This window comes from Streptomyces sp. NPDC002574, assembly GCF_042889545.1.
GTDB lineage: Bacteria > Actinomycetota > Actinomycetes > Streptomycetales > Streptomycetaceae > Actinacidiphila.
Genome location: NZ_JBIARB010000004.1, coordinates 581,071 through 606,396 on the forward strand (window position 1 = coordinate 581,071; position 25,326 = coordinate 606,396).

Genomic DNA, 25,326 nt, shown 5'->3' on the forward strand with positions numbered 1-25,326 from the left:
CCGCGCGGGCGGGTCGGGGCGGGGGCCGGCGGGGGGCGGGGGGGGCGGGGCGGGCCGGGACCCCCCCCCGGGGGGGGGGGGGGCGGGCGGGGCCGGCCCCCCCCACACCCCACGTTCGTTCCCGGGGACCGGTGTCTACCACCGGTACCAGCGTGACCCGCCGGAACCGCTGCGCGCCACGAAACCGAGCAGCCACAGCACCAGCACGACCAGGGCCACCCACCAGAGCACCTTGACGGCGAAACCCGCCCCGAAGAGCACCAGGGCGAGGAGCAGGACGAGCAGAAGCGGGACCATGGATACACCTCCTGGAATCCGGTTGCCCTCAATTGCCGGGGCTACGCAGTGGGATTCGCGCGCCGAGGGGGCGCGGAGCCGCTGCCGCGTGCGAGGGTGACCGAAGGCCCGACCCCACCACCGGAGGTACGGATGCAGCGGACGTCCCCGCCCGCCCCGGCCGGCTGCGCCACGCCGTACGCCGCCCGCCCCGACCCCGGACTGCCGGTCCCCGCGTACTGGGCGGAGCGCATCGCCGCGGACCTCCCGGGCCGTTCGGCCGCCGAGCCGCCGGGCGGCGGCGCGGCCGTCCGGGCCGCCGCCGCGGGCTACTGGGACCGCCGCGGGCTGCCGACGGACGCCGCGCAGACCGCCGCCGGGCCGGGCGCGGAGCCGCTGCTGCTGGCCCTGCTCGCGGCGATCGGCGGCGACGTCGTGGTCGCCCGGCCCTCCGCCGCCTGGCACGTGCCGCTGGTGCGGCTGCTGGGCCGCCGCCCGGTGGCCGTGCCGACCCCCTCGGTCGGCGGCGGCGCGCCCGACCCCTTCACGCTGCTGGAGGCCGTGCGGCGGGCCCGCGAGGACGGCGCGGAGCCGCGCGTGGTGGTCCTGGCCGCGGCCGACGACCCCAGCGGCACCGTGACCCCGCCCGAGCTGCTGCACGAGGTGTGCGAGGCGGCGGAGGAGGCCGGCCTGCTGCTGGTCTCCGACGAGACGTACGCCGACACGGTGCACCGGCCGCACGAAACGATGCTGCTCTCCCCGGCGGAGATGCTGCCCGCCCGGACGATCGTCATCAGCGACCTCGGCGCGGCCCTCGCCCCGCCGGGCTGGCCCGCGGCCGTCGTCCGCTTCCCCGCCACGGAGCAGGGCACAAGCCTGCGGACCGGCGTCCTGCGGCGCTGCGCCGACCTGCGCGCCCTGCTGCCGGGACCGGTCGCCGACGCGGCCGCTCACGCCCTGTCCGAACCCCCTGAGGTCCGCGCGCACCTGGCCGCGGCCAATCGACTCCACGGCGCCATGGCGGGGGCCGCCTACGACCTCGTGGCCCGGGCCGGCGCCCTGTCCCGTCCCCCGGAGGCGGGCTTCCACCTGTACGCCGACTTCAGCCCGCTGCGCTCCGGACTCACCGGGGCCGGCGTCACCGACGCCGCGAGCCTCGAAACCGTGCTCACCGAACGTCTCGGCCACCCCGCGCCCGGCGCCCACCGCTTCGGCGACGACCCCGCCGCCCTCCGCGTCCGCATCGACACCGGCCCGCTCCACGGCACCGACACCCCCCAGCGCGCCGCCGCCCTGGCCTCCCCCACCCCTCTCGCCCTGCCCCATGTGGCCGCCGCGGTCGACGCGCTCGCGTCGGCCCTGGAGACCCTCACCACGGCGGCCCCCTGACGCGGTCCGGGCACCTGGCCGCTCGCGCGGGGGCCTTTCGGGGAATGGAGCCGCAGGTACCGACCGGCCCGTTCCGCGCCGGGGCGCAGGCAGGCTGCGCCGCTGGTTCCCGGCTCGGCGGCGGTCCGCGTCGCCTTTGCGTGGGCCGCCACTGCCGCCGATGGGTCCGTTCCCGGCGGGTGGCCTGCAACGTGGCCACGGAGGCGTTCGCCCAGGGTGCCGCGCCCTCTCACGCCCGCGGCGCTGTGGGGTGAGGTGCCGTGCCGGTGGCGATCCGTCGCGCGTGGGCCGCCATGGCGGCCGTCGGTCTCCGCGCCCTCTTGCGCGGGCCGGGCAGTGGTGAGAGGTGCCGTGCCGCGGGGTCTCCGGTGCGGAGCACGCACTGCCGTACCGGCGCGCTCCGTTCGTCCGCCCGGCCGTGCCGGTGGCGATCCGTCGCGCGTGGGTTGCCACGGCCGCCGCCGTGTCGCCCCCGGACACCGTTGGGTCAGGGGGTGGGCGCGGCAGGCCGTGCCGTGCACGATTCCCGCCCCGACGGTCGCGCCGCGGCGTGCGGTCAGTGGGCGGAGGCGTCGTGGGGGTCGGCGGTGTCGGGGTGGGGGCGCAGGCGGCGCCAGAGCTGGGGGGCGGCGGCGACGGCGAAGGTGAGGGCGACGGCGACGACGACGCCCTGCCAGGGTTCGGGGAAGAGGGAGCCGCCGAGGATGCCGATGAGCTGGTAGGCCGCCGCCCAGGCCAGGCACGCGGGGACGTCGCCGCGGGCGAAGCGGCGCGGGGGCATCTCGGCGAGCAGGCAGGCGAGCATGACGGGGATGCGTCCCGCCGGGACGAGCCGGGACAGGACGAGGACGGCGACCCCGTGCTCGTCCAGCCGGCGCTGGGCGTCGGCCAGGTGCCCGGGGTCGGCGCGGTCCTGGATCCGTCGCAGCCAGCGGGAGCCGCCGCGCGAGTGCACGCCGCGGTGGCCGAGCCAGTACAGGGCGATGTCGCCCAGGAAGGCGGCAGCGGCTGCGACGACGAAGACCAGTGCCAGCGAGAACGGCGCCGTCTGGTGGAAGGCGACGACGGCGGCGCCGCTGACCAGGGCCCCGGTCGGCACGACGGGCACGAGGGAGCCCAGGACGACGAGCAGGAAGAGCGAGGGGTAGCCCACGGCCTGCCGGGTGGATTCCGTGGAGGTCTGCTGGGCCGCCAGGTGCACCAGATCGCCGAGCCCGCTCACCGGCCCGCCTCCAGCCGCAGGGTCTCCCCGTGGTCCAGCCGGTGCACGGCCACCTGCGGTGCCACGTCCCCCGCCAGGCGGGCGAACTCGTCGCCGGGCGAGTGGAACTCGTGGGGGCGTACGGCGTCCAGGCCGATCGGCCAGTACGTCCCGTAGTGGATCGGCACGGCCGCGCGCGGCGCCAGCCGGACCAGGGCCTGGGCGGCGCGCGCCGGGTTCAGGTGGCCGTCGCCCAGGAACGGTCCCCAGCCGCCGACCGGCAGCAGCGCGGCGTCGCAGGGCCCGACCTCCTCGGCCATGGCGTCGAAGAGCCCGGTGTCCCCGGCGAAGTACGTGCGCTCCTCGCCTTCCAGGACGTAGCCGAGCGCGGGCGAGCGTTCCGGGCCGTAGGGCAGTCGCCGTCCGTCGTGCGCCGCGGGCACCACGCGCACGGTCAGTTCCCCCACCTGCACCTTGTCGCCGGGGACGACCTCGGTCACGTCCAGCCGCAGGTCCGTCGCGAGCCGCCGCAGGCGGGGCACGGCGGCGGAGGCGCCGCGCGGCACCAGGACCCGCGTGCCGCGGGCGAGCCGGGCCAGCGACCCGGTGTGCAGGTGGTCCGCGTGCAGGTGGGAGACGAGCGCCACATCCGCCAGCGCCGCGCCGGGCGGTGGTACGGCCCCGCGCCGCCTGCGCAGGTGCGCGAGGCGGGAGACGAAGAGCGGATCGGTGAGCACCCGCACCCCGGAGTCCCGCACGGTCACCGTCGCATGACCCCACCAGGTGATCTCGACCGCCACGCCCGCCTCCTCGCCTCGCCGCGCCACGCCTCCTCGCGAGCCTATGCTCCGGCGCGCCTGCGGTGCGCCGGAGGGGCTGTGTCACGCTTGGGGATGTCGAATGCCGTTCGGACGTGAGGTGAGGTGGGCGGTGCTGCATCGGTGGCGAGCCGCCGGGTACACGATCGCCCGCGTACTGCTGGTCTGGGCGGTGTCGACGGCGACGATGGCCGCGCTCGCCGGGATCCTGCCGGACTTCCGCATCCAGTCGCCGAGCGGTGACAGCCCGACCCGGATCGCGATCACGGCGGCCGTCGCGGCGGGGGCGTTCGGTCTGCTCAGCGCCCTGGTCTGGCCGGTGCTGGTGCGCGCGGTGCTGCTGGTGCCGGCCTTCGTGCTCGGGCTGCTGGTCTTCTTCCTCAACGGCTCCCTGCTGCTGATCGCCTTCCGTTTCACCCCCGACTGGCAGGGCGACATCAGTCCCGCGACGGCCGTGGTCATCGCCGCCGTGATGTCGGCGGCGTCCTCCGGCACCAGTACGGCGCTCGCGATGCGCGACGACGCGGCGTACGGGCGCCGGCTCGCCCGGCTGGCCGGCCGCCGCCGCGGGCTGCGGGGCGCGGACGGCGGCGCGCCGCGCGGGGAGCAGGAACCGGGCTTCGTCTTCGTGCAGCTGGACGGGGTCGGGCACGACGTGCTGCGCGAGGCCGTGCGGCCGATGCCGTCGAGGAGCGGGCGGTCGAGGCCGCCCGCGATGGAGACGGTGGCGCGGTGGCTGGACAGCAGCCACCGTCTGGTGCCCTGGATCACGGACTGGAGCAGCCAGACAGGGGCGAGCCAGCTGGCGATCCTGCACGGCTCCGACGCGGACGTGCCGGCCTTCCGCTGGTACGAGAAGGAGACGGCGCAGGTGATGGTCTGCAACCGGCCGTCGTGCGCCGCCGAGCTGGAGCGGCGCGCGGTCGCCCGCACCGGCCGGCCCGGTCTGCTCGCCCCCGACGGCGCCAGCCGCGGCAACCTCTTCAGCGGCGGCGCCGAACAGCTGGCGCTGGTCATGTCGGTCTCGACCCGGCGGCGGCGCTTCTCCGCGGACCGCCTGGCGATGGCCCGCACCCTCGCCGCCTCGGCCGCCCGGGTCTCCCGGGTCCGGGGGCGGGAGACGGCGGGCGCCGCGGCGCGGACCGCGCGGGTGCGCGAGACCCGCTCGCGCACCGGCTACTTCGCGTACTTCTCCGACCCCGCCAACGCGGTGCGCACGGCCGCTTCCTTCCTGGCCGAAGTGGTGCGGGAGATCTGCGAGTCCTCCGCCGCCCGGCTGCGGGGCGACCGCCCCCGGGTGCGGCGCGGTGGGCTCTACCCCTTCCTGCGGGCCTTCGCCACGGTCGTGGAGCGCGATGTCGCCGCGGCGGCGGTGGTCGGCGACATGCTCGCCGGGCGCACCGCCGTCTACGCGGATCTGGTCGCCTACGACGAGGTCGCCCACCACTCCGGCCCCCGCAGCCGGGACGCCATGCGCGTCCTGCGCCGCCTGGACCGGGTCGTCCGGATGATCGCGGACGCCTCGCGGTACGCCCCCCGCACCTACCGGCTGGTGCTGCTGTCCGACCACGGGCAGAGCCACGGCGAGACCTTCGAGAGCGCGTACGGACTGACCTTGAAGGACCTGGTCCGCGCCGGGTGCGGGCTGCCGGTGCGGCGCCGGGCCCGGCGGACGGTGAGCGGTGCCGAGGCGCGTGCCGCGGCGCGCGCGGCGCTGAACCGCCCGGAGTGGAACCGGCACACCGAGGAGGAGCACGCGACCGCGGGGCCGTCCTCGGACCCGGTGGTGCTGGCCTCCGGCAACCTCGGGCTGATCTCCTTCCCGGACCTTCCCGGCCGCGCCGACCGGGCGCGGATCGAGGCCCGCCACCCCGCGCTGCTGCGGACGCTCGCCGAGCACCCGGGCATCGGCTTCGTGCTGGTCCAGGACGCCGGGCGCGGGCCGCTGGTGCTCGGTCCCGGGGGCGGGGAGCACGAGCTGGACAGCGGCCGTGTCATCGACCCCGACCCGCTGGCGCCCTTCGGCCCGCACGCGGTCGCGGCCGTGCGGCGCACCGCCGCCTTCCCGCACGCGGCGGACATCATGGTCAACTCCACCTGCGACCCGGTGACGCACGCGGTGCACGCCTTCGAGGAGCAGGTCGGCTCGCACGGCGGACTGGGGGGCGACCAGAGCCGTGCCTTCCTGCTGCACCCCTACGAGCTGGAGGGGCCGGGCCCCGACGAGCGGCTGGTGGGCGCGCGGGCGGTGCACCGGCTGTTCAGCGACTGGCTGGGCCGCAAGGGCGTCCTGCCGTCGCCGCGCCCGGCGAGGGCCGAGGACGCGGACGCCGACGCGGACGCGGAGCGGATCACCGGCTGAGCCGGCCGGCCGGTCGGGACATCCGTCCGGCCATGATCTCTTTCGGGTTCTCCTTCCCGTGGGCCGCGGGTGCCGGTGACGCCGCCGGCCACCGGGGCGCCCCGTTCCCGCTGGCCGGAGCGCCGGTGCGCGCGCGGGGGGCGGGACGCGCCGGGCGAACGGGTGATTGACCGGGCGGCCTCCGTGATGGACGCTGGCCCGCGGTTGACCGGTACCGCGCGCGGCGCGGAGCCCGCGGAGGGGCGGCATGACGTACTACGAGGACCTGAGTTCGTACGGCTATTTCACAGAAACGATTCCGCCCGACGTGTCCGCGCGCGCCGTCGGATGGCTCGACCCCGCCCATCCCTTCACCCGCGCCGAGCCCGACGAGGCCTTCGCCGACCGGCTGTTCGCGCTCTGCCGTGACCACCGCTTCGCCATCACCCGCGGCTGGCACGGCTGCGGGCTGTGCCGCCGCCGCTTCTTCGGGGGCGGCCGGCGGGCCCACCCCGTCACGGTGGCCCGGGGACGCGAGCGCATCCTCGTCGGCCACGGCGAGGTGCGGGTCCACACCGGAGCGGACACCTGGCTGATCGCGCCGGACATGGTCGCCCACTACGTCCTGACCCACCACTACGCGCCGCCCGGTCCCTTCGTGGAGGCCGTGATGGCGGGCCGCGTCGTGGCGGACTCGCTGTAGGAGGCGGCTCAGAGCCAGCCGTTGCGCCGGAAGGCCCGGTACAGCAGGCCCGCACCGGCCGCCATCACCCCCACGGCCAACGGGTAGCCGAAGGACCAGCCGAGTTCCGGCATGTGGGCGAAGTTCATGCCGTACACCCCGGCCACCATCGTCGGCACGGCGAGGATCGCCGCCCACGCCGAAATCCGGCGCATGTCGTCGTTCTGCCAGGTGCCGACGCGCGCGAGGTGGGCGTCGAGCACCGAGTTCATCAGCTCGTCCAGGGAGCGGATCTCGCTGTCGGTACGGCGCAGATGGTCGTCGACGTCGCGGAAGTACGGCATCGCCTCCCGCGGCCACCGCGCGAGCGGCCCGGCGAAGGACCGGACCACCGGGGCCAGCGGCTGCACCGCGTCGCGGAACTCCAGCACCTCGCGCTTGAGGGAGTAGATCTCCCCGGCGATGTCCTCCCGCGCGGCGGAGAAGACGCTGCGCTCCAGGGCACTGAGCGTGTCGCGGACCTTCTCCGCGGCGTCGCCGTAGTCGTCGACCACGACGTCGAGCAGCGCGTGCAGCACCGCGGGCGGGCCGAAGCGCAGCGTCGTGGTGTCCTCCCGGAGCCGGCGGGCGGCCTCGGCCGCCGGGTCGGCCGAGCCGTGGCGGACCGTCAGGACGAAGCGCGGGCCGAGGAACAGCATCATCTCGCCGGTCTCGACCGCTGCGTCGTCCGGCAGGTACCACAGCGTCTTCAGCGCCACCGCGAGCACGTCGCCGTACCGCTCCTGCTTGGGACGCTGATGCGCCTGGACGGCGTCCTCGGCCGCCAGGGAGTGCAGCCCGAGGGGTTCGGCGAGCCGCGCGACCACGTCCTCCGCGGGATCGACCAGGTGCACCCAGCCGAACTCCCCGTCGCCCAGACCGGCCAGGCGCTTCAGCGCCGCCTCGCACACCTCGCCCGGCGCGTCCTGCCCGCCGCAGTCCTCGCACTCCACCCGCTCGGCGCTGCCCGAGCGCTCCTGGTACACCACGCACTCCATCACCCACGCCTGCTTCGGCCCGGCTCCTTCATGCCCTCGGGCCGGGTCAAAAGAGCGTCAGGGACTGATGGCCAGCACGATGTAGGCCGCCAGCAGCGCCAGGTGCAGTCCGCCCTGCAGCGGCGTCGCCCGGCCCGGGACCACCGTCAGCGTCCCCACGGCGACCGTGATCGCCAGCAGCACCATGTGCGTGGCACCGAGCCCCAGCACCAGGGGGCCGGGCATCCAGAACGAGGCCACCGCCACCGCCGGGATGGTCAGCCCGATGCTCGCCATCGCGGAGCCGAGCGCCAGGTTGAGGCTGGTCTGCACCCGGTCCCGGGCGGCGGCGCGCACCGCGGCGATCGTCTCCGGCAGCAGCACCAGCAGCGCGATGACGACGCCCACGAAGGAGGAGGGCAGCCCGGCGACCGCCACGCCGTGCTCGATCGTCGGGGCCTCCACCTTGGCCAGGCCCACCACCGCGATCAGGGCGACGCCCAGCAGCGCCAGGCTGAACAGCGCGGCCCGGGTGGTCGGCGGCTCGGAGTGCTCGTCGTCCGTGATGACCCGGCCGGTCGAGGTCACCGGCAGGAAGTAGTCGCGGTGGCGCACCGTCTGGGTGGCCACGAACAGCCCGTACAGCACCAGCGAGGCCAGCGCGGCGAAGGCGAGCTGGGTGGTGGAGAACCGCGGGCCCGGCGCGCTGGTGGTGAAGGTCGGCAGGACGAGGCTGAGCGTCGCCACGGTCGCCACCGACCCCAGGGCCGCCCCGGTGCCCTCGGGATGGAAGACCGCGACCCGGCGGCGCAGCGCCCCCACCAGCAGGCACAGCCCCAGGATGCCGTTGCAGGTGATCATCACCGCCGCGAAGACGGTGTCCCGGGCGAGCCCCGCGCTCTTCGGGCCGCCGTCCGCCGTCAGCGTGAGGATCAGCGCCACCTCGATGACCGTCACCGACACCGCCAGCACCAGTGAGCCGAACGGTTCCCCCACCCGGTGCGCCACCACCTCCGCGTGGTGCACGGCCGCGAGCACCGCCGTCGCCAGGAAGAGGGCCACCACGACGACCACCGCCACCGGCAGCGACCGGCCCCAGGTGAGAGCCAGCACCACGACCGAGAGCACCGGCACGACGACCGTCCAGCGCAGGACGGCCATACGGGAACGGGCGATCATGGGCCGAGTCTGACACCTCGTCAGACCGGGCGCGACGCGGACGCGGCCGGGAGCCCTGAAAGCCCCCGCGCCGGGCCGGGTCTAGAGCGCCTGCTCGGCCCAGATCGTCTTGCCGGTCGCGGCCTGCCGCGTCCCCCACGCCTGCGTCAGCTGCGCGACCAGCAGCAGACCGCGGCCGCCCTCGTCGTCCGAGCGGGCGCGGCGCAGGTGCGGGGCGGTGTTGCTGCCGTCGGAGACCTCGCAGATGAGGTTACGGTCACGGATGACCCGCAGCTGGACCGGCGGCGACCCGTGCCGGATGGCGTTGGTGACCAGCTCGCTCACCACCAGTTCGGTGACGGGCACGGCCTCCTCCATGCCCCAGTCGCGCAGCAGTTCCGCGGTGGCCTGCCGGGTCTCGGCCACCTTCGCGGGGTCGGACGGCACGTCCCAGACGGCGACCTGGGCGGTGTTCAGCGCGCGGGTGCGGGCCAGCAGCAGCGCCACGTCGTCGACGGGCCGGTCCGGTGGGAGCGATTTCAGGATCGTGTCGCAGGCCGACTCGATGGAGGGGGCGGGAGCCGCGAGCGCGCCGCGCAGCCGTTCCAGGCCCGCGTCCAGGTCGAAGTCCCGGCTGTCGATCAGGCCGTCGGTGTAGAGGGCCAGGACACTGCCCTCGGGCAGCTCCCGTTCCGTCGCCTCGAAGGGCAGGCCGCCGATGCCCAGCGGAGGGCCTGCGGACACCGGGACGACCTCCACCGTCCCGTCGGGCAGTCGCAGCACCGGCGACGGGTGCCCGGCGCTGGCCATCGAGCAGCGCCGCGAGATGGGGTCGTACACCGCGTACAGGCAGGTCGCGCCCACCTCGGTGCTGGTCCCCTGGCCGCGTTCCTCGCGGGCGTCGTCCTCCGAGTTGAGATGGACGACGAGGTCGTCGAGGTGGGTGAGCAGTTCGTCGGGCGGCAGGTCCACGTCGGCCAGGGTCCGCACCGCTGTGCGGAGCCGGCCCATAGTGGCCGAGGCGTGGATGCCGTGGCCGACCACGTCGCCGACGACCAGCGCGACCCGGGTGCCGGACAGCGGGACGACGTCGAACCAGTCGCCCCCCACCCCCGCCTGGGAGCCCGCCGGCAGATAGCGGGACGCGACCTCCACCGCGGGCTGGTCGCCGAGCCGCCGCGGCAGCAGGCTGCGCTGCAGCGCCAGGGCCGTGCCGTGCTCGCGGGTGAAGCGGCGCGCGTTGTCGACGCAGACCGCGGCCCGCCCGGCCAGCTCCTCGGCGAGCGTCATGTCGTCGTCGATGAAGCCCTCCGGCCGGGTGCCGCGGGCGAAGAGCGCCACGCCCAAGGTGACCCCGCGGGCCATCAGGGGCACCGCCATCACCGTGTGGAGGCCGTGCCGGCGCACCTTGGCGTCGCGCAGCGCGTTGTGCGCCACCCACAGCGAGAAGTCGACGTGCCCGGCCTGGCTGAGCACCGCGCGGCCCTCGGCCAGGCAGCGCGCGGGCGGGGAGAACTCGGGATAGGTGTCCACCTCGCCCAGCTCCACCGCGGCGACCGCCTCGTCGGTCCGCGAGCGGTGCGCCACCCGGCGCAGCACCACCGCGGTGTCGACGGGGCCCGGCGGCGGCTCCTCGCCGTGCAGAACGGCGTCCAGCAGGTCCACGCTCACGAAGTCGGCCAGCCGGGGCACGGCCAGTTCCGCCAGTTCGTCGGCGGTCCGGACCACGTCCAAGGTGGTGCCGATGGCGGCGCCCGCCTCGTTGAGCAGTGCGAGCCGCTGCCGCGCCCAGAACTGGGCGGTGCTGTCGAACGCCGCCACCGCCACCCCCCTGACCCGCCCGTGGGGGTCGCGGACCGGCCACATGTCGGTGTTCCAGGCGTAGTCGCGCAGCGAGGCCGGGTCGCGGGTGTAGCACTCGTAGTGCATGGCCCGCCCCGTCTCGGCGACCTGGCGCAGGTGGTCGCCGTAGCCGCGCCTGCTCTCCTCCTCCGGGACGATCTCCTGGTAGAGGGTGCCGCGCAGCGTCTCCTCGGGAACGTCCCCCATGTCCCCCAGCGCGAGCCGGTTGAGCCGCCGGTGCCGCAGGCCGCTGTCGTACAGGGACATCGACACCGAGGACTGCTCGAACGCCCACCGCACCATCGCGTCGTCGGCCGCCTCCGGGGCTGCGGTGATCACGCAGCCGCACGGTACGGCGTCGCCGTCGAGGGCGGGGCTGACCCGGATCTCCAGGTCCAGCAGCTGCCCGTCCCGATGGCGCACGGCGGTCTGGCCGTGCCACTCCCGGTCGAGCACCAAGGGCCCCGGGGCGAAGATCTCCGCCGCCGGCCGGCCGACGGCCTCCGCGGACGAGTGGCCGAGCAGCAGGCGGGCCCCCTCGCTCCAGGCGGTGACCGCTCCCCGCGCACCGACCACCACCACGGCCGTGCCGGCCGGGTCCCCGGGGCCGCCGCTCGCGTTCATCGTCGCCGATCACACACCCGTCGAAGTGTCCTAACCCCAGAGTGCGCGCTCCGCCGGGGGCCATCAAATCGGTCGGCGCCGGGGGACCGGGACCGGTGCGGTGTCAGTGGCGGCACCGATACTGCTGCCATGCGTGCCAGCCGGCTGGTCTCCCTGCTCCTGCTCCTCCAGGCACGCGGCCGGCGCACCGCCCAGCAGTTGGCCGACGAGCTGGAGGTGTCCGTCCGCACGATCTACCGCGACGTGCAGTCGCTGCACGAGGCCGGCATACCCCTGTACGGGGACGCGGGGCCCGAGGGCGGTTACCGGCTGGTCGACGGCTACCGCACCCGGCTGACCGGGCTGACCGCCGAGGAGACGCAGGCGTGGTTCCTCGCCGCGCTGCCCGACCCCGCCGCGCAGCTCGGACTGGGCGAGGCCGCGGCGGCGGCCCGGCTGAAGTTCAGCGCCGCCCTGCCGCCGGCGCTGCGGGAGCCGGCGGAGCGGATACGGGAGCGCTTCCACCTGGACGCGCCCGGCTGGTACAGCCCCGGGGAGGAGACCCCGCATCTGCCCGCCGTCGCGGACGCGGTGTGGAACCGGCGGGCGGTGCGGGTGCGCTACCGCCGCTGGCGCGAGCCCGAGGAGACCGAGCGCCGTCTGGAGCCGTACGGCCTGGTCCTCAAGGCCGGCCGCTGGTACGTCGTCGCCCGCGGCGACGGCGGCCTGCGCACGTACCGCGTCGACCAGATCCTCGCCGTCGCCGTGCTCGGCGAGACCTTCGAGGCCGAGACCGGGTTCGACCTGGCGGCGTACTGGCGTGCCTACCTCGCTGATTTCCATGCCCGGCTCCACCAGGGCGAGGCCCTGATCCGGCTCTCCCCGCGCGGTGCGGAGCGCCTGCCCCAGTTGCTCTCGCACGCCGTCGCGCGGGCGGTCGCGGAACGGGCCGAGCCCGACGTCGACGGCTGGGTCCGCGCCCTCGTGCCGATCGAGTCCCTGTCCCACGCCCACACCGAATTCCTCCGGCTCGGCCCCGACCTCGAAGTCCTCGAACCGCTCCCGCTGCGCGAACTGCTCGTCGGCTCGGCGCGCGGCCTGGCGGCGCTGTACGGGGCCGGCTGAGCGGGCCGCGCCCGGCCGCTCAGGCCGGGTGCCGGTCCGCGGGGGCGGAGGCGGCGGGGGTCGGCAGGGGCGTGGGGGAGTGGGCGGAGCGGCGGGCCGCGCAGTGCCAGGCCGCGGAGGCGAGCGAGGCGAGGGCGCTGACGGCGGCGACGGCCGCGAAGCCGGCGGCGGTTCCGGCGCGGGCGGTGACCGCGGCGGTGGCCAGCATGACGACGACGGTCGCGGCGAGTCCCCAGCCGTTCGCGACGCCGAAGGCGCGGCCCACGCGGTGCTCGTCCACCGAGGCCATGAGCAGCGTGCGGGACGCGATGCGGGCCTGCCCGAAGAGGAACGCGCCGAGCGGTACGAGCAGGAGCAGCCCGGGCACGCCGAATCGCGGCTGGACCGCGAACAGGACGTTGCAGAGCAGGAAGCCGGCCAGCGCCAGCCGCAGGTCGCCTAGGCGCGCGCCGGTGATCCGGTAGGCGGCGGCCGCGACCAGGAAGCCGGCGCCGCCGAGCGCGTCGACCATGCCCACGACGGCCGGGCCCCGGTGCAGGTCGGCGATGACGAGGACCGGCATGAGCGCGTTGAACACGGTGACGACCACGCTGCCCTGCGCGTAGAGCATGGTCACCGGTCCCAGCGGCGACCGGGCGGGCGCCGCCAGGGCCGGGGCCTCGGCCGTGATCCCCGGGGCGACGACCCGCCGCCCGGCCTGCCCCGTCGCCAGCACGAGCACCGCGGAGACCGCGAAGGTGATCCCGTTGAACACGCACAGCGGGGTGGGCCCGAAGAACTGCAGGGCGATGCCGCCGACCGTCGCCGACAGCAGCATCCCGCTCTGCAGTGCCATCTCGTAGTGCGCGTTGAACCGGCGCAACTCCCCTGCGGGAACACGTTCCTTGACGAGTGCGGCGCTGACCGGCACGAACAGCGCCGCGATCACCGCGAGCACGAAGTTGCTGCCGTAGACGACCGCGTTGCGCGGACCGCCCAGCCCCAGCCCCAGCGGCATCGCGAGCGCGGCGAGCGCGGCCAGCGCGTCGCAGGTCACCCAGAGCGTCCGCCGGTCGAAGCGGTCGGCGAGCCGCCCGAACAGCGGGGAGAGCACCGCCTGCGGCACGGCGACGGCGATGAAGAGCCATCCCACGTCCAGCACCGAGCCCTGGGCCCGCACGATGAGCAGCGCGGCGGCGATCAGCTGGATGTTGTTGCCGAGCGAGGTGATGAAGACGGCGGGCAGCAGCAGGGCGTGCGTACGGTGGGTGGTCACGTCCACTGATGGTGCGGACGGTCACTGACATCTTCTGTCAGTGAGAGGCGGGACGTGCCGCGTACCCTCGGTGCGTGCCTCGCCATGCGAAGAAGCCGCGCCGACTGGTCGCCGACGGACGCGTGTACCTGTGGTCGATGCGTCACAGCCACCGAAGTGACCCCGACGGCCGCGCCGTGGACTGCCGTCACACCCTCACCCTGTCCCCGCAGCCGGCCGGTTCCGGCGGCCCGCTGCGCATCGTCTTCGCCGAGGGCCCCGGCCGATACGTGAGCGGGGCACCCCTCGGCTCCGGGGACGTCGGCATCATCCGGGGTCCGGGCCTGAACCTGCACGAACCCGGCGCCGTCCGGGCGTTGCTCGACGTGGCACTGGCCCGCGGGTGGCAGCCGGACGAGCGGGGGCCGATCGAGGTCGACGGCTGGTCCCTGCTGGCGGCGGCCGCCGCCGTGCGGGCGGGGAACGCGGGCCCCGAGGGCCCGTGACGGGGACTCAGGCCTCGTCGGGGCGGGACACCCGGCTCGTTCGTGCCGCGGCGAATTGCTCCACCCTCGCCTCGGCCGCGTCCCAGGCCGCACGGTCGCCGTCCGGTTCGTGGCGGCGCAGCGGCTGGGTGGCGGCGACGAGGGCGCGCATGGCCGGGAGGCCGTCGCCGACGAGGCCGCGGGCGCGGGCCTGGACGAGGATGTTGCCCAGGGCTGTGGCCTCGGCGGGGCCCGCGACGACCGGCAGGCCCGTGGCGTCGGCGGTGAGCCGGCACAGCAATTCGTTGCGGGAGCCGCCGCCGACCAGGTGGACGTGGGTGATCTCGCGGTCCGCGAGCACGGCCGCTTGACGCAGCGTGCGGCGGTGGGCGAGGGCCAGGCTCTCCAGGATGCAGCGGACGACGGCGCCGGGGCTCTCGGGCGGCCGCTGGCCGGTGCGGAGGCAGAAGTCCCGGATGCGGGCGGGCATGTCGCCCGGTGGCAGGAAGGCGGGGTCGTCGGGATCGAGGAGGGCGGCGAACGGCCGTGCGGCGGCGGCCTGTTCGAGCAGGGCGTCCAGGGAGGGCGGGTCGGCCCACTGCCGGGCCCAGGTGCGGCGGCACTCCTCCAGCAGCCACATGCCCATGATGTTGCGCAGATAGCGGATCGTGCCGTCGGCCCCGCGCTCGTTGGTGAAGTTGGCTGCGCGGGAGGCCTCGGAGAGCACGGGCGCGTCCAGTTCCAGGCCGGCCAGCGACCAGGTGCCGCACGAGATGTAGGCGAAGCCGGGCTCCGTCGCCGGCACGGCGGCAACCGCCGACGCGGTGTCGTGCGAGGCGACGGCGACCACCGCCGTCGCCTCGGGCAGCCCGGTGGTGGCGGCGACGTGGGGGAGCAGCGTGCCCGCGAGGTCGCCCGGCGCGCGCAGGGGCGGCAGCAGCCCGGGCGCGAGGCCGATCCGCTCGGCGAGCTCCGCCGACCAGCCCCCGGCGCGGGCGTCGAACAGACCGGTGGTGGAGGCGTTGGTCTCCTCGGCGCCGATCGTGCCGGTCAGCCAGTGCGTCAGCAGGTCGGGGATGAGCAACAGGGTGCGGGCGGCGTCCAATTGAGCGGTGCCGGAGGCGGCGGCGAGCTGGTAGACGGTGTTGAAGGGCAGGTGCTGCAGCCCGGTGAGGCGGTACAGCCGCTCCGCACCGATCTCCTCCCGGACGCGTTCGGCGACGGCGTCGGTGCGGGTGTCACGGTAGTGGTACGGGTTGCCCAGCAGGGCGCCGTCCGCGTCGAGCAGGCCGTAGTCGACGGCCCAGGTGTCGATGCCGACCGAGGTGATGCCGTCCGACTGCGCGCCGGCCCGGCGCAGACCGTCCAGCGCGCCGTGGAAGAGGGCGAGCGCGTCCCAGTGCAGTCCGCCGGGCAGGCGCACCGGCGTGTTGGCGAACCGGTGCACCTCGGTGAGGGAGAGGGCGTCCCGCGCGACCCGGCCGAGGATGACGCGGCCGCTGGTGGCACCGAGGTCGATGGCGGCGAATGGCACGTGGAGGTCCTCGAAGGGTCGGTGGTGGTGGGGGAGTCGGACGGGATCCGGGTTCCGCGGGTGCGTCCGCGGAACCCGGCTCCCCGCTGTGGACGGGTCAGCGCAGGAAGGCCGCCGCGACTCCGGCGTCGACCGGGACGTGCAGACCCGTGGTGTGGGTGAGGTCGCCGCCGGTGAGGGCGAAGACCGCGCCTGCGACGTGCTCCGGGAGCACTTCCCGCTTCAGGATGGTGCGCTGGGCGTAGAACTCGCCGAGCTTCTCCTCCGGCACGCCGTACGTCGCCGCGCGCTGCGCTCCCCAGCCCGAGGAGAAGATGCCGGAGCCGCGGACCACGCCGTCGGGGTTGACGCCGTTGACGCGGATGCCGTGCTCGCCGAGTTCGGCCGCCAGCAGCCGGACCTGGTGGGCCTGGTCGGCCTTGGTGGCGGAGTAGGCGATGTTGTTGGGGCCGGCGAACACCGCGTTCTTGGACGCGATGTAGACGATGTCGCCGCCGAGCCTCTGCCGCGCCATGACCCGGGCCGCCTCGCGGGAGACGAGGAAGGAGCCGCGGGCCATGATGTCGTGCTGGAGGTCCCAGTCCCGGGCGGTGGTCTCCAGCAGGGGCTTGGAGATGGAGATGCCCGCGTTGTTGACCACCAGGTCCACCCCGCCGAAGGCCAGCAGCGCCTCGTCGAAGGCCGCGGTGATCTGCTCCTCCTCCGTCACGTCCACGGTGACGGCCACCGCCTTGTCGGGGCCGCCCAGTTCCGCCGCGACGGCCGCCGCGCCCTGCCCGTTCAGGTCCGCGACCACGACGCAGGCGCCCTCGGCGGCCAGCCGGCGGGCGATGGCCTTGCCGATGCCCGAACCGGCGCCCGTCACCAGCGCGATGCGTCCGGCCAGCGGCTTGGGCTTCGGCATGCGCTGGAGCTTGGCCTCCTCCAGGGCCCAGTACTCGATGCGGAACTTCTCCGACTCGGGGATCGGCGCGTACGTGGAGACCGCCTCGGCGCCGCGCATCACGTTGATCGCGTTGACGTAGAACTCGCCCGCGACGCGCGCGGTCTGCTTGTCCTTGCCGTAGCTGAACATGCCGACGCCCGGGACGAGCACGATCGCCGGGTCGGCGCCGCGGATCGCGGGGGAGTCGGGGGCGGCGTGCCGGTCGTAGTAGGCCTGGTACTCGGCCCGGTAGGCCGCGTGCAGTTCCTCCAGGCGCGCCACGGCCTCCTCCAGCGGGGCCGTGGGCGGCAGGTCGAGGACCAGGGGGCGGACCTTGGTGCGCAGGAAGTGGTCGGGGCAGGAGGTGCCGAGCGCCGCGAGGCGGGGGTGCTCGGCGCGCGCGAGGAAGTCCAGCACCGGCGCGGAGTCGGTGAAGTGGCCGACCTGGGTCCGGTCCTGGGAGGCGACGGCGCGCAGCACCGGGGCGAGGGCGGCGGCGCGGGCCCGGCGCTCCGCCTCCGGCAGCGGCTCCCAGCCCGGCAGCGGCGCGCCGAAGGGCTCCTTCTTGCCGCGGGCGGCCAGGTACTCCTCCGCGGTACGGATGATCCACAGGGCGTTGGACTCGCACTCCTGCGAGGTGGCGCCCCAGGCCGTGATGCCGTGGCCGCCGAGGACGACGCCGACCGCCTCGGGGTGCGCCTCCTTGATCGCGGCGATGTCCAGGCCGAGTTGGAAGCCGGGACGGCGCCACGGGACCCAGGCGACCCTCTCGCCGAAGCAGTCCCGGGTCAGCTTCTCGCCGTCGGCGGCGCAGGCGAGCGCGATGCCGGAGTCGGGGTGCAGGTGGTCCACGTGGGCGGCGTCGACGAGGCCGTGCATGGCCGTGTCGATGGACGGCGTGGCACCGCCCTTGCCGTGCAGGCAGTAGTCGAACGCGGCGACCATCTCGTCCTCGCGCTCCGGCCCGGGGTACACGGCGCTCAGCGCGCGCAAGCGGTCCAGGCGCAGGACGGCGAGTCCGGTCTCGGTGAGCGTGCCCAGGTCGCCGCCGGAGCCCTTGACCCACATCAGCTCGACGGGGCCGCCGGTGACGGGGTCGGTCTCGGTGGCCTTGGCGGAGGCGTTGCCGCCGGCGTAATTGGTGTTGCGGGGGTCGGCGCCCAGGCGGTGGGCGCGCTCCAGGAGGGCGGCGACTTCCGGGTGGGTGGCGGGTGCCATGCGGGTGTCCTTCGGGAGGTGGGGGTCGGGAACGTACGGGGACTACGCGCCCCAGCCGGCCTGGGTGCCGCCGACGCGGTCGGCGACGATGTGCTTCTGCCATCCGGAGGCGTGGTAGGCGGCGACCGGGTCGGGTGCCAGGCCCTGCTCCTCGCGCACCTCGCGCAGCAGCGGTCGCACGTCGGTGTTGTAGGCGTCCATGAGCACGGCGTTGGCGGCCAGCACGTCGCCGGATTGCTGGGCGGCGAGCAGCGCGTCGAGGTCGACCAGCAGCGCCTTGGCGGTGGCCTCCTGGACGTTCATCACCGAGCGGATGACCGCGGGGATCTTGGCCTCGATGTTGTGGCACTGGTCGAGCATGAAGGCGACACCGGTCTCCGGCGCGAAGCCGCCGTTCTTTGCCACCTCGTGCAGGATCCGGAAGAGCTGGAAGGGGTCGGCGGCGCCCACCATCAGGTCGTCGTCGGCGTAGAAGCGGGAGTTGAAGTCGAAGCCGCCCAGCTTCTTCTCGCGCAGCAGGAAGGCGACGATGAACTCGATGTTGGTGCCGGGCGCGTGGTGCCCGGTGTCGACGACGACCTGCGCCTTGGGCCCGAGCGTGAGGCAGTGGGCGTACGCGGTGCCCCAGTCGGGGACGTCGGTGGTGTAGAAGGCGGGCTCGAAGAGCTTGTACTCCACCAGCATCCGCTGGTCCTCGCCGAGCCGCGCGTACACCTCCGACAGCGCCTCGGCCAGCCGGTCCTGACGGCCCACGATGTCGTCCTGGCCGGGGTAGTTGGTGCCGTCGGAGAACCACAGCTTGAGGTCGAGGGAGCCGGTGGCGTCCATGATGTCGACGCACTCCAGCAGGTGGCCGACGGCCTTGCGGCGGACCTTGGGGTCGGGGTGGCAGACGCTGCCGAGCTTGTAGTCGTCGTCCTGGAAGACGTTGGAGTTGATCGCGCCGAGCTGCAGTCCGCGGTCGGCGGCGTGGCGGCCGAGGGCGGCGTAGTCGTCGACCCTGTCCCACGGGATGTGCAGGGCGACGACGGGGGCGACACCGGTGAACTCCTGGACCTTGGCGGCGTCGTCGAGCTTCTCGTACGGGTCGCGGGGGACGCCGGCCTGGGCGAAGACCTTGAACCGGGTGCCGGAATTGCCGTAGCCCCACGAGGGCGTCTCGATCCGCTGAGCAGCGAGTGCGGCCTTGACGGCAGCGAAGTCAGGCATGGTCACCTCTTGGGGTCCAGGGAATCGCTTCATCAGTGAATCGATTCATTCCGCTGCGAAGCTATCCATGCCCTCGGGTTGACGTCAAGGGGTGCGCAGGACCGGCCGGCCCGTTATTGAATCGTGTCATCCATCAGGTTGTCGCTGATGGCGCGGCACGGCTCACGCCCTCACCGGGGCGTTTGGAGAGCACGCAGGTCAGCCATGGGCCGCGGCGACTCTTGACGCACGCGACGGGCAGAGCTAGCTTCCCGGCAACTCCGTTGAAACATTTCATGTCTGGAGGGCGCAATGACGCACCCCGAACCGGAGACGACTCCGGTGCTCGCGCTGGAGGGGGTGAGCAAGTCCTTCGGTGCCGTCCGCGCTCTGCGCGGTGTCTCGCTCCGGCTGTACGCCGGCGAGGCCCACGCCCTCGCGGGTGAGAACGGCGCCGGAAAGTCGACACTGATCAAGGCACTCGCGGGAGTGCACCGGCCGGACGCGGGCACGGTGCTGCTCGACGGCGAGCCGGTCGAGTTCCACGGCCCGGGGGACGCCCGCGACGCCGGGGTCGCCGTCATCTACCAGGAACCGACGCTCTTCCCCGACCTGTCGGTGGCGGAGAACATCTTCGTCGGCCGCCAGCCGCGCCGCTCCTTCGGCCGTGTCGACCACCGGGCGGTGCGCCGCTCGGCGGCCGAGCTCTTCGAGCGCCTGGGCGTCGACCTCGACCCCGATCAGCCCGCGCGCGGACTGTCCATCGCCGACCAGCAGTTGGTCGAGATCGCCAAGGCGCTCTCCTTCGACGCCCGCGTCCTGATCATGGACGAGCCGACGGCCGCGCTCACCGGCAGCGAGGTCGCCCGGCTCTTCGGTGTCGTCAAGTCACTGCGCGAGCAGGGCGCCGCCGTGCTCTTCATCTCCCACCGCCTGGAGGAGATCTTCGCGCTGTGCCAGCGGGTCACGACCCTGCGGGACGGCGCCTGGATCGCCAGCGAGCCCGTCGACGGGCTGACCGAGGACGACCTCGTGCGCCGCATGGTCGGCCGCGACCTCGACGAGCTCTACCCCAAGCAGGTCACCGAGGTCGGCGAGGTCGCCCTGAGCGTACGGCGGTTGACCCGCGAGGGGGTCTTCACCGACGTCTCCTTCGAGGTCCGCCGCGGCGAGATCGTGGGCCTGGCCGGACTGGTCGGCGCCGGCCGCAGCGAGGTCGCCCGCGCCGTCTTCGGAGTGGACCGCAGGGACGCGGGCGAGGTCGTCGTCAACGGCCGCGCGCTGCGCGCAGGGGCGCCGAGCCTGGCCATGGCCGCCGGGCTCGCCCTGGTCCCCGAGGACCGCCGGGCCCAGGGCCTGGTGATGGACATGTCCATCGAGCGCAACATCGGCCTCACCGGCTTCGGCGCCACGTCGAGGGCCGGGCTGATGAGCCGCAGCGCCGAGCGCAGCCGCGCGGTGGACTGGGCGGTGCGGCTCCAGGTGAAGTACGCGCGCCTGGCCGACGTCGTCGGCACGCTGTCCGGCGGCAACCAGCAGAAGGTCGTGCTGGCCAAGTGGCTGGCCACCGCGCCCCAGGTGCTCATCGTGGACGAACCCACCCGCGGCATCGACGTCGGCACCAAGGCGGAGGTGCACCGGCTGCTGTCCCGGCTCGCCGGCGAGGGCGTCGCCGTCCTGATGATCTCCTCCGACCTGCCGGAGATCCTCGGCATGGCCGACCGCGTCCTGGTGATGCACGAGGGCCGGCTGACGGCCGAGATCCCCCGGTCCGAGGCGACCGAGGAGACCGTGATGGCGGCGGCCACCGGCCGCGCGAGGAGGGCGGCGTGACCGTGACCGCAGACACCGTGCAGCCGGTCGCGGACGACGCGCCGGCCGCGCCCCGGCGCTTCCTGGACCGGGTGCTGAGGCTCCGCGCGCTCGCCGTGCTCGGCGTGCTCGTCGTGATGCTCGCGGCGACCCAGATCTACAACTCCCAGTTCCTGTCCCAGCAGGGCGTCAAGGACCTCCTGCTGAACGCCACGATCCTGGTGCTCGTCTCCATCGGCCAGGCCGTGGTGGTGATCACCCGCAACGTCGACCTGTCGGTCGGATCCGTCCTCGGCATCTCCGCCTTCGCCGCGGGCAGCTACCTGCACGACGGCGGCAATCCGCTGGTCGCCGTGCTCCTCGCGGTCGCGCTCGGCGTGCTCTTCGGTGCCCTGAACGGCCTGCTGGTGAGCCTCGGTCAGGTCCCCGCCCTGGTGGTGACCCTGGGCACCCTCTACATCATCCGCGGCATCGACTCCATCTGGGTCGGCTCCCGCCAGATCACCGCGGGCGACCTGCCCGCCGGTTTCACCGACTTCGGGCACGACGGCGTGTGGGTGGTCCCGTACCTGGCGCTGCTGACCGTGGTCGTCCTCGTCGCGGTCGGCTACTACCTGCGCAGCTACCGGGGCGGGCGCGACATGTACGCGCTCGGCTCCAGCCCGGAGGCCGCCCGGCTCGCGGGCGTCCCGGTGCGCAAGCGCATCCTGATCGCGTACGTGGTCTGCGGGGCGCTCGCCGGACTCGCCGGCGCGCTGTACCTCGCCCGGTTCGGCAATGTCGACTCCGGCACGGGCAACGGCTACGAACTCACCGTCGTCAGCGCCGTCGTGGTCGGCGGCGTCGCCTTCACCGGCGGCTCCGGCACCGTCTACGGCGCCGCGCTCGGCGCACTGCTGCTGACCTCCATCAACAGCGTCCTGCCGTCCATCGGCGTCAGCTCGGTGTGGGTGCTGGCCATCGACGGCGTCCTGCTGCTGCTCGCCATCGCCGTCGACCGGATCCTGGCGCTGCGGGTGGCGGGCGTCCTCCGCAAGCGGGCCGCACAGATGAGGAGTGCCCACCATGCCTGAGACCACCAAGGCCGCCGCCCCGGCCCCTGTCCCGGCCGCCCTGTCCGCCACGGCCCACGGATCCCGCCTGGGCGGCGCGGTCCGCTGGGACACGGCGGTGGGCGCGCTGCTCATCGTGCTGCTGATCTGCTCCTTCTCCTTCGTCGGCAACTTCGGCAACGCGCTGAACGTGTCCTTCCTGATCGGCAACACCCTGCCGATCGCGCTCATCGCCCTGCCGATGACCATGCTCGTGGTCTCCGGCGAGATCGACCTGTCCGTCGGCTCGACGGCGGGCCTGTCCGGCGCGGTCATGGGCGCGACGTGGAACGGCGGCATGGCGATCGAGACGATCATCCCGCTGTGCCTGCTGCTCGGCGCGGTGTGCGGCCTGGTCAACGGCCTGCTCGTGACCCGCCTCGGGCTGCCCTCGCTGGCCGTCACCATCGGCACCCTGGCCGCCTACCGCGGCATCGCGCAGATCGTGCTCGGCGCCGACTCGGTGACCGACTTCCCGCAGCAGTACCTCGACTTCGGCTCCGGCCGGATCGACGGGACCTTCGTCCCGTACGCGGCGATCCCCTTCGCCGTCCTGCTGCTGATCGCCGTCGTCGTCCTGCACGCCACGCCCTTCGGCCGCTCGCTGTTCGCGGTGGGCGCCTCGGAGGAGGCGGCCCGGTTCGCGGGCGTGCGGGTCAAGCGGGCCAAGCTGGCCATGTTCGTCACCACCGGTGTGGTCTCCTCGCTGACCGGCGTCTTCTGGGCGCTGCACTACGCCAGCGCCCGGTACGACAACGCCACCGGCCTGGAACTGTCCGTCATCGCGGGCGTGCTGCTCGGCGGCATCGACTTCGACGGCGGCAAGGGCACCCTCGGCGGCGCGATCGCCGGCGTGTTCCTGCTCGGCGCGGGCCAGAACGTCATGAGCCTGCTGAACGTCTCCGCGCAGTCCCAGATCGTCGTCACCGGCGTGCTCCTGGTGATCTCCGTCCTCGCCCCGAGGATCGGCCGCCAGGTCGCGCAGTCCCGGGCCCGCAGGAGGGCCGCCGATCGGGCACCGGCCGTGCTCGCCTCGTCCTGACGTCCCGTCACCGCACGTCTGGGGCACCCCACTCCGCCGCCCCAGCGCTCCTCGGCATGTCCTCCCCCCGCACGTCATCGCAAGCCCCCGTGTTCCGGTACCCGCGTCCGGCAGCGAAAGGATCACCATGTCCAGCAGAACCCTCACCCGTCGTGCCACCGTCGTCCTGGCCCTCACCACGGCGGTCGCCCTCGGTGCGACCGCCTGCGGGGGGACCACCAAGAACTCCTCGAAGGACAGCGGCAGCAGCAGCGGCGCCGCCACGCAGGCCGCGAGCGCCGACCCCAACGCGGCCACCAAGAAGGGCCTGACGGTCGCCTTCCTGCCCAAGCAGGTCAACAACCCGTACTTCACCATCTCCGACAACGGCGGCAAGCAGGCCCTCGAGGCGCTCGGATCCTCCTACAAGGAGGTCGGCACCAGCAGCGGCACCGACACCGCCGGCCAGGTCTCGTACGTCAACACCCTGACCCAGCAGCAGGTCAACGCGATCGCCGTGTCCGCCCAGGACCCGGGCGCCCTGTGCACCGCGCTCAACCAGGCCCGCAAGAACGGCATCAAGGTCGTCACCTACGACTCGGACACCAAGCCCGAGTGCCGCGACCTGTTCGTCTCCCAGGCCAGCTCCGAGGACCTCGGCCGCACCGAGGTGCAGCTGCTCGCCGAGCAGATCGGCTACAAGGGCCAGATCGCGATCCTGTCGGCGGCCCAGACCGCCACGAACCAGAACACCTGGATCGACTACATGAAGGACGAGCTGAAGGACCCCAAGTACAAGGACGTCAAGCTGGTCAAGGTCGCCTACGGCAACGACGACGCCCAGCAGTCGTTCCAGCAGACCCAGGGCCTGCTGCAGCAGTACCCGGACCTGAAGGGGATCATCTCCCCGACCACGGTCGGCATCAAGGCCGCGGCCCAGTACCTGTCCGGCTCGAAGTACAAGGGCAAGGTCAAGCTGACCGGCCTCGGCACGCCCAACGACATGCGGGCGTACGTCAAGAACGGGACCGTCGAGGCCTTCGAGCTGTGGGACCCGTCCAAGCTCGGCTCGCTCGCCTCCTACGCCGCCGTGGCGCTGGCCTCCGGCCAGATCAGCGGCGCCGAGGGGCAGACCTTCAAGGCCGGGGACCTGGGCGACTTCACCATCGGCAAGGACGGTGTGGTGGTGCTCGGCAAGCCGACCGTGTTCACCAAGGACAACGTCGACCAGTTCAAGTTCTGAGAGCGCCGGCGTGACGGACAGGGCACGGGCCGTGGGGATCAAGGACGTCGCCCGGGAGGCGGGAGTCTCCGTGGGCACGGTCTCCAATGTGATCAACCGGCCGGACTCGGTTCCCGAGGGGACCCGTGCCCGGGTCCAGCGCGCGATCACCCGCCTCGGGTACGTGCGCAGTGAATCGGCCCGTCAGTTGCGGGCGGGCCGCAGCCGCATCATGGCCCTGCTCGTCCTCGACATGGCGAACCCGTTCTTCGTCGACGTGGCGCGCGGGGCCGAGCGGGCCGCCCGGGCGGCGGGCTTCGGCGTGATGGTCTGCAACAGCGCCGAGAGCCCCCAGGAGGAGGCCGCGTACCTGTCGCTCTTCGCGGAGCAGCGGGTGCGCGGCGTCCTGGTGACGCCCGCCGACGCCGGGACCTCCGGCAATCTGGCCGCCTTCCGGCGCCACCGCATCCCCTTCGTGCTGGTGGACCGGGTCTCGGCGGGCGCCGACGGGTGCTCGGTGTCGGTGGACGACGTCGCGGGCGGCCGGATGGCGCTCGCCCATCTGCTGGCGGCCGGCCACCGCCGCATCGCCTACGTCAGCGGGCCCGCCCATCTCCAGCAGGTCGGCGACCGCCGCACGGGCGCCTTGGCCGCGCTCGCCGAGGCGGGCGTGCCCGCGGAGGCCCTGCGTGAACTGCCCACCGAGCGGCTCGACGTGGCCTCCGGCCGCGACGCGGGCCACCGGCTGCTGGGCCTGCCCGAGCGTCCCACCGCCGTCTTCTGCGCCAACGACCTGCTCGCCCTCGGCGTGCTGCAGGCGCTGTACGCGGCGGGGGTGAGCGTGCCCGGCGAGATCTCCATCGTCGGCTACGACGACATCGAGTTCGCGGCGGCGGCGGCCGTGCCGCTCACCTCGGTACGGCAGCCCGCGGCCACCATGGGCGCGATGGCCGCCGGCATGCTCCTGGAGGAGACCGACCCGTCCGGCCGCGAGCACCGGCACCGGCAGGTCGTCCTCCAGCCCGAACTGGTCGTGCGCGACTCCAGTCTCGTCAGACGCTGACGGGCGGGCAGCTGCGCGGGTACGGGGGCGTGCGGCGGCGTGCCGCCTCGGCCGGCCGGAGAGGAGGGCGTGATTCCGCTGA

20 protein-coding genes are annotated in these 25,326 nt (G+C 74.2%); 10 read left to right on the forward strand and 10 right to left on the reverse strand.

The genetic code is table 11. From position 1 onward, the window contains the following. Positions 1-135: 135 nt before the first annotated feature. The gene (locus ACFYXS_RS12380; protein ID WP_389246803.1) at positions 136-297 is read right to left on the reverse strand and encodes a hydrophobic protein; all 162 of its coding nucleotides are present in this window, start codon (positions 295-297) and stop codon (positions 136-138) included. Positions 298-429: 132 nt separating this feature from the next. Here ACFYXS_RS12380 and ACFYXS_RS12385 point away from each other — a divergent pair, with 132 nt between their 5' ends. Further along, positions 430-1,665, forward strand: coding sequence for an aminotransferase class I/II-fold pyridoxal phosphate-dependent enzyme (locus tag ACFYXS_RS12385; RefSeq protein ID WP_389246805.1), 1,236 nt, complete (start codon positions 430-432; stop codon positions 1,663-1,665). 556 nt (positions 1,666-2,221) lie between these two features. On the opposite strand, the gene ACFYXS_RS12390 is transcribed toward ACFYXS_RS12385, so the two are convergent. Both ACFYXS_RS12390 and ACFYXS_RS12395 read right to left on the reverse strand, forming a co-directional pair. Further along, positions 2,222-2,887 carry a DedA family protein gene (locus ACFYXS_RS12390; RefSeq protein WP_389246807.1) on the reverse strand — a complete coding sequence of 222 codons (666 nt, stop codon included), beginning with the start codon at positions 2,885-2,887 and terminating at the stop codon, positions 2,222-2,224. Further along, entirely contained in the window at positions 2,884-3,666 is a 783-nt protein-coding gene (locus ACFYXS_RS12395; protein WP_389246809.1) for an MBL fold metallo-hydrolase, read from the reverse strand. The genes ACFYXS_RS12390 and ACFYXS_RS12395 overlap by 4 nt, the downstream gene beginning before the upstream one ends. Before the next feature lie 130 nt (positions 3,667-3,796). On the opposite strand from ACFYXS_RS12395, the gene ACFYXS_RS12400 reads away from it, so the two are divergent. Together ACFYXS_RS12400 and ACFYXS_RS12405 are read left to right on the forward strand one after the other, a co-directional pair. Beyond that, a complete protein-coding gene (locus tag ACFYXS_RS12400; RefSeq protein WP_389246811.1) occupies positions 3,797-6,046 on the forward strand; it encodes a phage holin family protein in 2,250 nt (749 codons plus the stop codon). A 247-nt stretch (positions 6,047-6,293) separates the two neighbouring features. After that, the gene (locus tag ACFYXS_RS12405) at positions 6,294-6,728 is read left to right on the forward strand and encodes a hypothetical protein (protein WP_389246813.1); all 435 of its coding nucleotides are present in this window, start codon (positions 6,294-6,296) and stop codon (positions 6,726-6,728) included. An 8-nt stretch (positions 6,729-6,736) separates the two neighbouring features. On the opposite strand, the gene ACFYXS_RS12410 is transcribed toward ACFYXS_RS12405, so the two are convergent. The 3 genes from ACFYXS_RS12410 to ACFYXS_RS12420 form a co-directional block, all read right to left on the reverse strand. Next, a complete protein-coding gene (locus ACFYXS_RS12410) occupies positions 6,737-7,744 on the reverse strand; it encodes a magnesium and cobalt transport protein CorA (RefSeq protein WP_389246815.1) in 1,008 nt (335 codons plus the stop codon). Between the two features lie 57 nt (positions 7,745-7,801). Further along, entirely contained in the window at positions 7,802-8,902 is a 1,101-nt protein-coding gene (locus ACFYXS_RS12415) for a calcium:proton antiporter (RefSeq protein WP_389246817.1), read from the reverse strand. An 81-nt stretch (positions 8,903-8,983) separates the two neighbouring features. Continuing rightward, on the reverse strand, positions 8,984-11,347 hold the full coding sequence (locus tag ACFYXS_RS12420; protein WP_389246819.1) for a SpoIIE family protein phosphatase: 2,364 nt from the start codon (positions 11,345-11,347) through the stop codon (positions 8,984-8,986). Positions 11,348-11,476: 129 nt separating this feature from the next. Between ACFYXS_RS12420 and ACFYXS_RS12425 the strand changes: the two genes are divergently transcribed. Further along, positions 11,477-12,451: a helix-turn-helix transcriptional regulator gene (locus ACFYXS_RS12425; RefSeq protein ID WP_389246821.1), complete on the forward strand. Its 975-nt coding sequence runs from the start codon at positions 11,477-11,479 to the stop codon at positions 12,449-12,451. Positions 12,452-12,470: 19 nt separating this feature from the next. Here the strand turns inward: ACFYXS_RS12425 and ACFYXS_RS12430 are convergent, their stop codons facing one another. Then, on the reverse strand, positions 12,471-13,706 hold the full coding sequence (locus tag ACFYXS_RS12430) for an MFS transporter (RefSeq protein ID WP_389246823.1): 1,236 nt from the start codon (positions 13,704-13,706) through the stop codon (positions 12,471-12,473). Between the two features lie 74 nt (positions 13,707-13,780). On the opposite strand from ACFYXS_RS12430, the gene ACFYXS_RS12435 reads away from it, so the two are divergent. Continuing rightward, positions 13,781-14,191: a hypothetical protein gene (locus ACFYXS_RS12435; protein WP_389246825.1), complete on the forward strand. Its 411-nt coding sequence runs from the start codon at positions 13,781-13,783 to the stop codon at positions 14,189-14,191. Positions 14,192-14,198: 7 nt separating this feature from the next. On the opposite strand, the gene ACFYXS_RS12440 is transcribed toward ACFYXS_RS12435, so the two are convergent. The 3 genes from ACFYXS_RS12440 to rhaI all read right to left on the reverse strand — a co-directional run bounded on the left by ACFYXS_RS12440 (position 14,199) and on the right by rhaI (position 19,056). After that, entirely contained in the window at positions 14,199-15,704 is a 1,506-nt protein-coding gene (locus ACFYXS_RS12440; RefSeq protein ID WP_389246828.1) for a rhamnulokinase family protein, read from the reverse strand. Positions 15,705-15,801: 97 nt separating this feature from the next. Further along, on the reverse strand, positions 15,802-17,847 hold the full coding sequence (locus ACFYXS_RS12445; protein ID WP_389246830.1) for a bifunctional aldolase/short-chain dehydrogenase: 2,046 nt from the start codon (positions 17,845-17,847) through the stop codon (positions 15,802-15,804). Between the two features lie 42 nt (positions 17,848-17,889). Next, on the reverse strand, positions 17,890-19,056 hold the full coding sequence (gene rhaI, locus ACFYXS_RS12450) for an L-rhamnose isomerase (RefSeq protein ID WP_389246832.1): 1,167 nt from the start codon (positions 19,054-19,056) through the stop codon (positions 17,890-17,892). A gap of 291 nt (positions 19,057-19,347) precedes the next feature. On the opposite strand from rhaI, the gene ACFYXS_RS12455 reads away from it, so the two are divergent. From ACFYXS_RS12455 to ACFYXS_RS12475, 5 genes are all read left to right on the forward strand, one after another. Continuing rightward, complete coding sequence (locus tag ACFYXS_RS12455; RefSeq protein WP_389246834.1) at positions 19,348-20,868, forward strand: sugar ABC transporter ATP-binding protein; 1,521 nt, start codon at positions 19,348-19,350, stop codon at positions 20,866-20,868. After that, complete coding sequence (locus ACFYXS_RS12460) at positions 20,865-21,920, forward strand: ABC transporter permease (RefSeq protein ID WP_389246836.1); 1,056 nt, start codon at positions 20,865-20,867, stop codon at positions 21,918-21,920. The genes ACFYXS_RS12455 and ACFYXS_RS12460 overlap by 4 nt, the downstream gene beginning before the upstream one ends. Next, positions 21,913-22,980: an ABC transporter permease gene (locus ACFYXS_RS12465; RefSeq protein ID WP_389246838.1), complete on the forward strand. Its 1,068-nt coding sequence runs from the start codon at positions 21,913-21,915 to the stop codon at positions 22,978-22,980. The genes ACFYXS_RS12460 and ACFYXS_RS12465 overlap by 8 nt, the downstream gene beginning before the upstream one ends. Positions 22,981-23,107: 127 nt before the next feature. Then, the gene (rhaS, locus tag ACFYXS_RS12470) at positions 23,108-24,202 is read left to right on the forward strand and encodes a rhamnose ABC transporter substrate-binding protein (protein WP_389246840.1); all 1,095 of its coding nucleotides are present in this window, start codon (positions 23,108-23,110) and stop codon (positions 24,200-24,202) included. A gap of 10 nt (positions 24,203-24,212) precedes the next feature. Next, the gene (locus ACFYXS_RS12475) at positions 24,213-25,244 is read left to right on the forward strand and encodes a LacI family DNA-binding transcriptional regulator (protein WP_389246842.1); all 1,032 of its coding nucleotides are present in this window, start codon (positions 24,213-24,215) and stop codon (positions 25,242-25,244) included. The last annotated feature ends 82 nt before the right edge of the window (positions 25,245-25,326 follow it).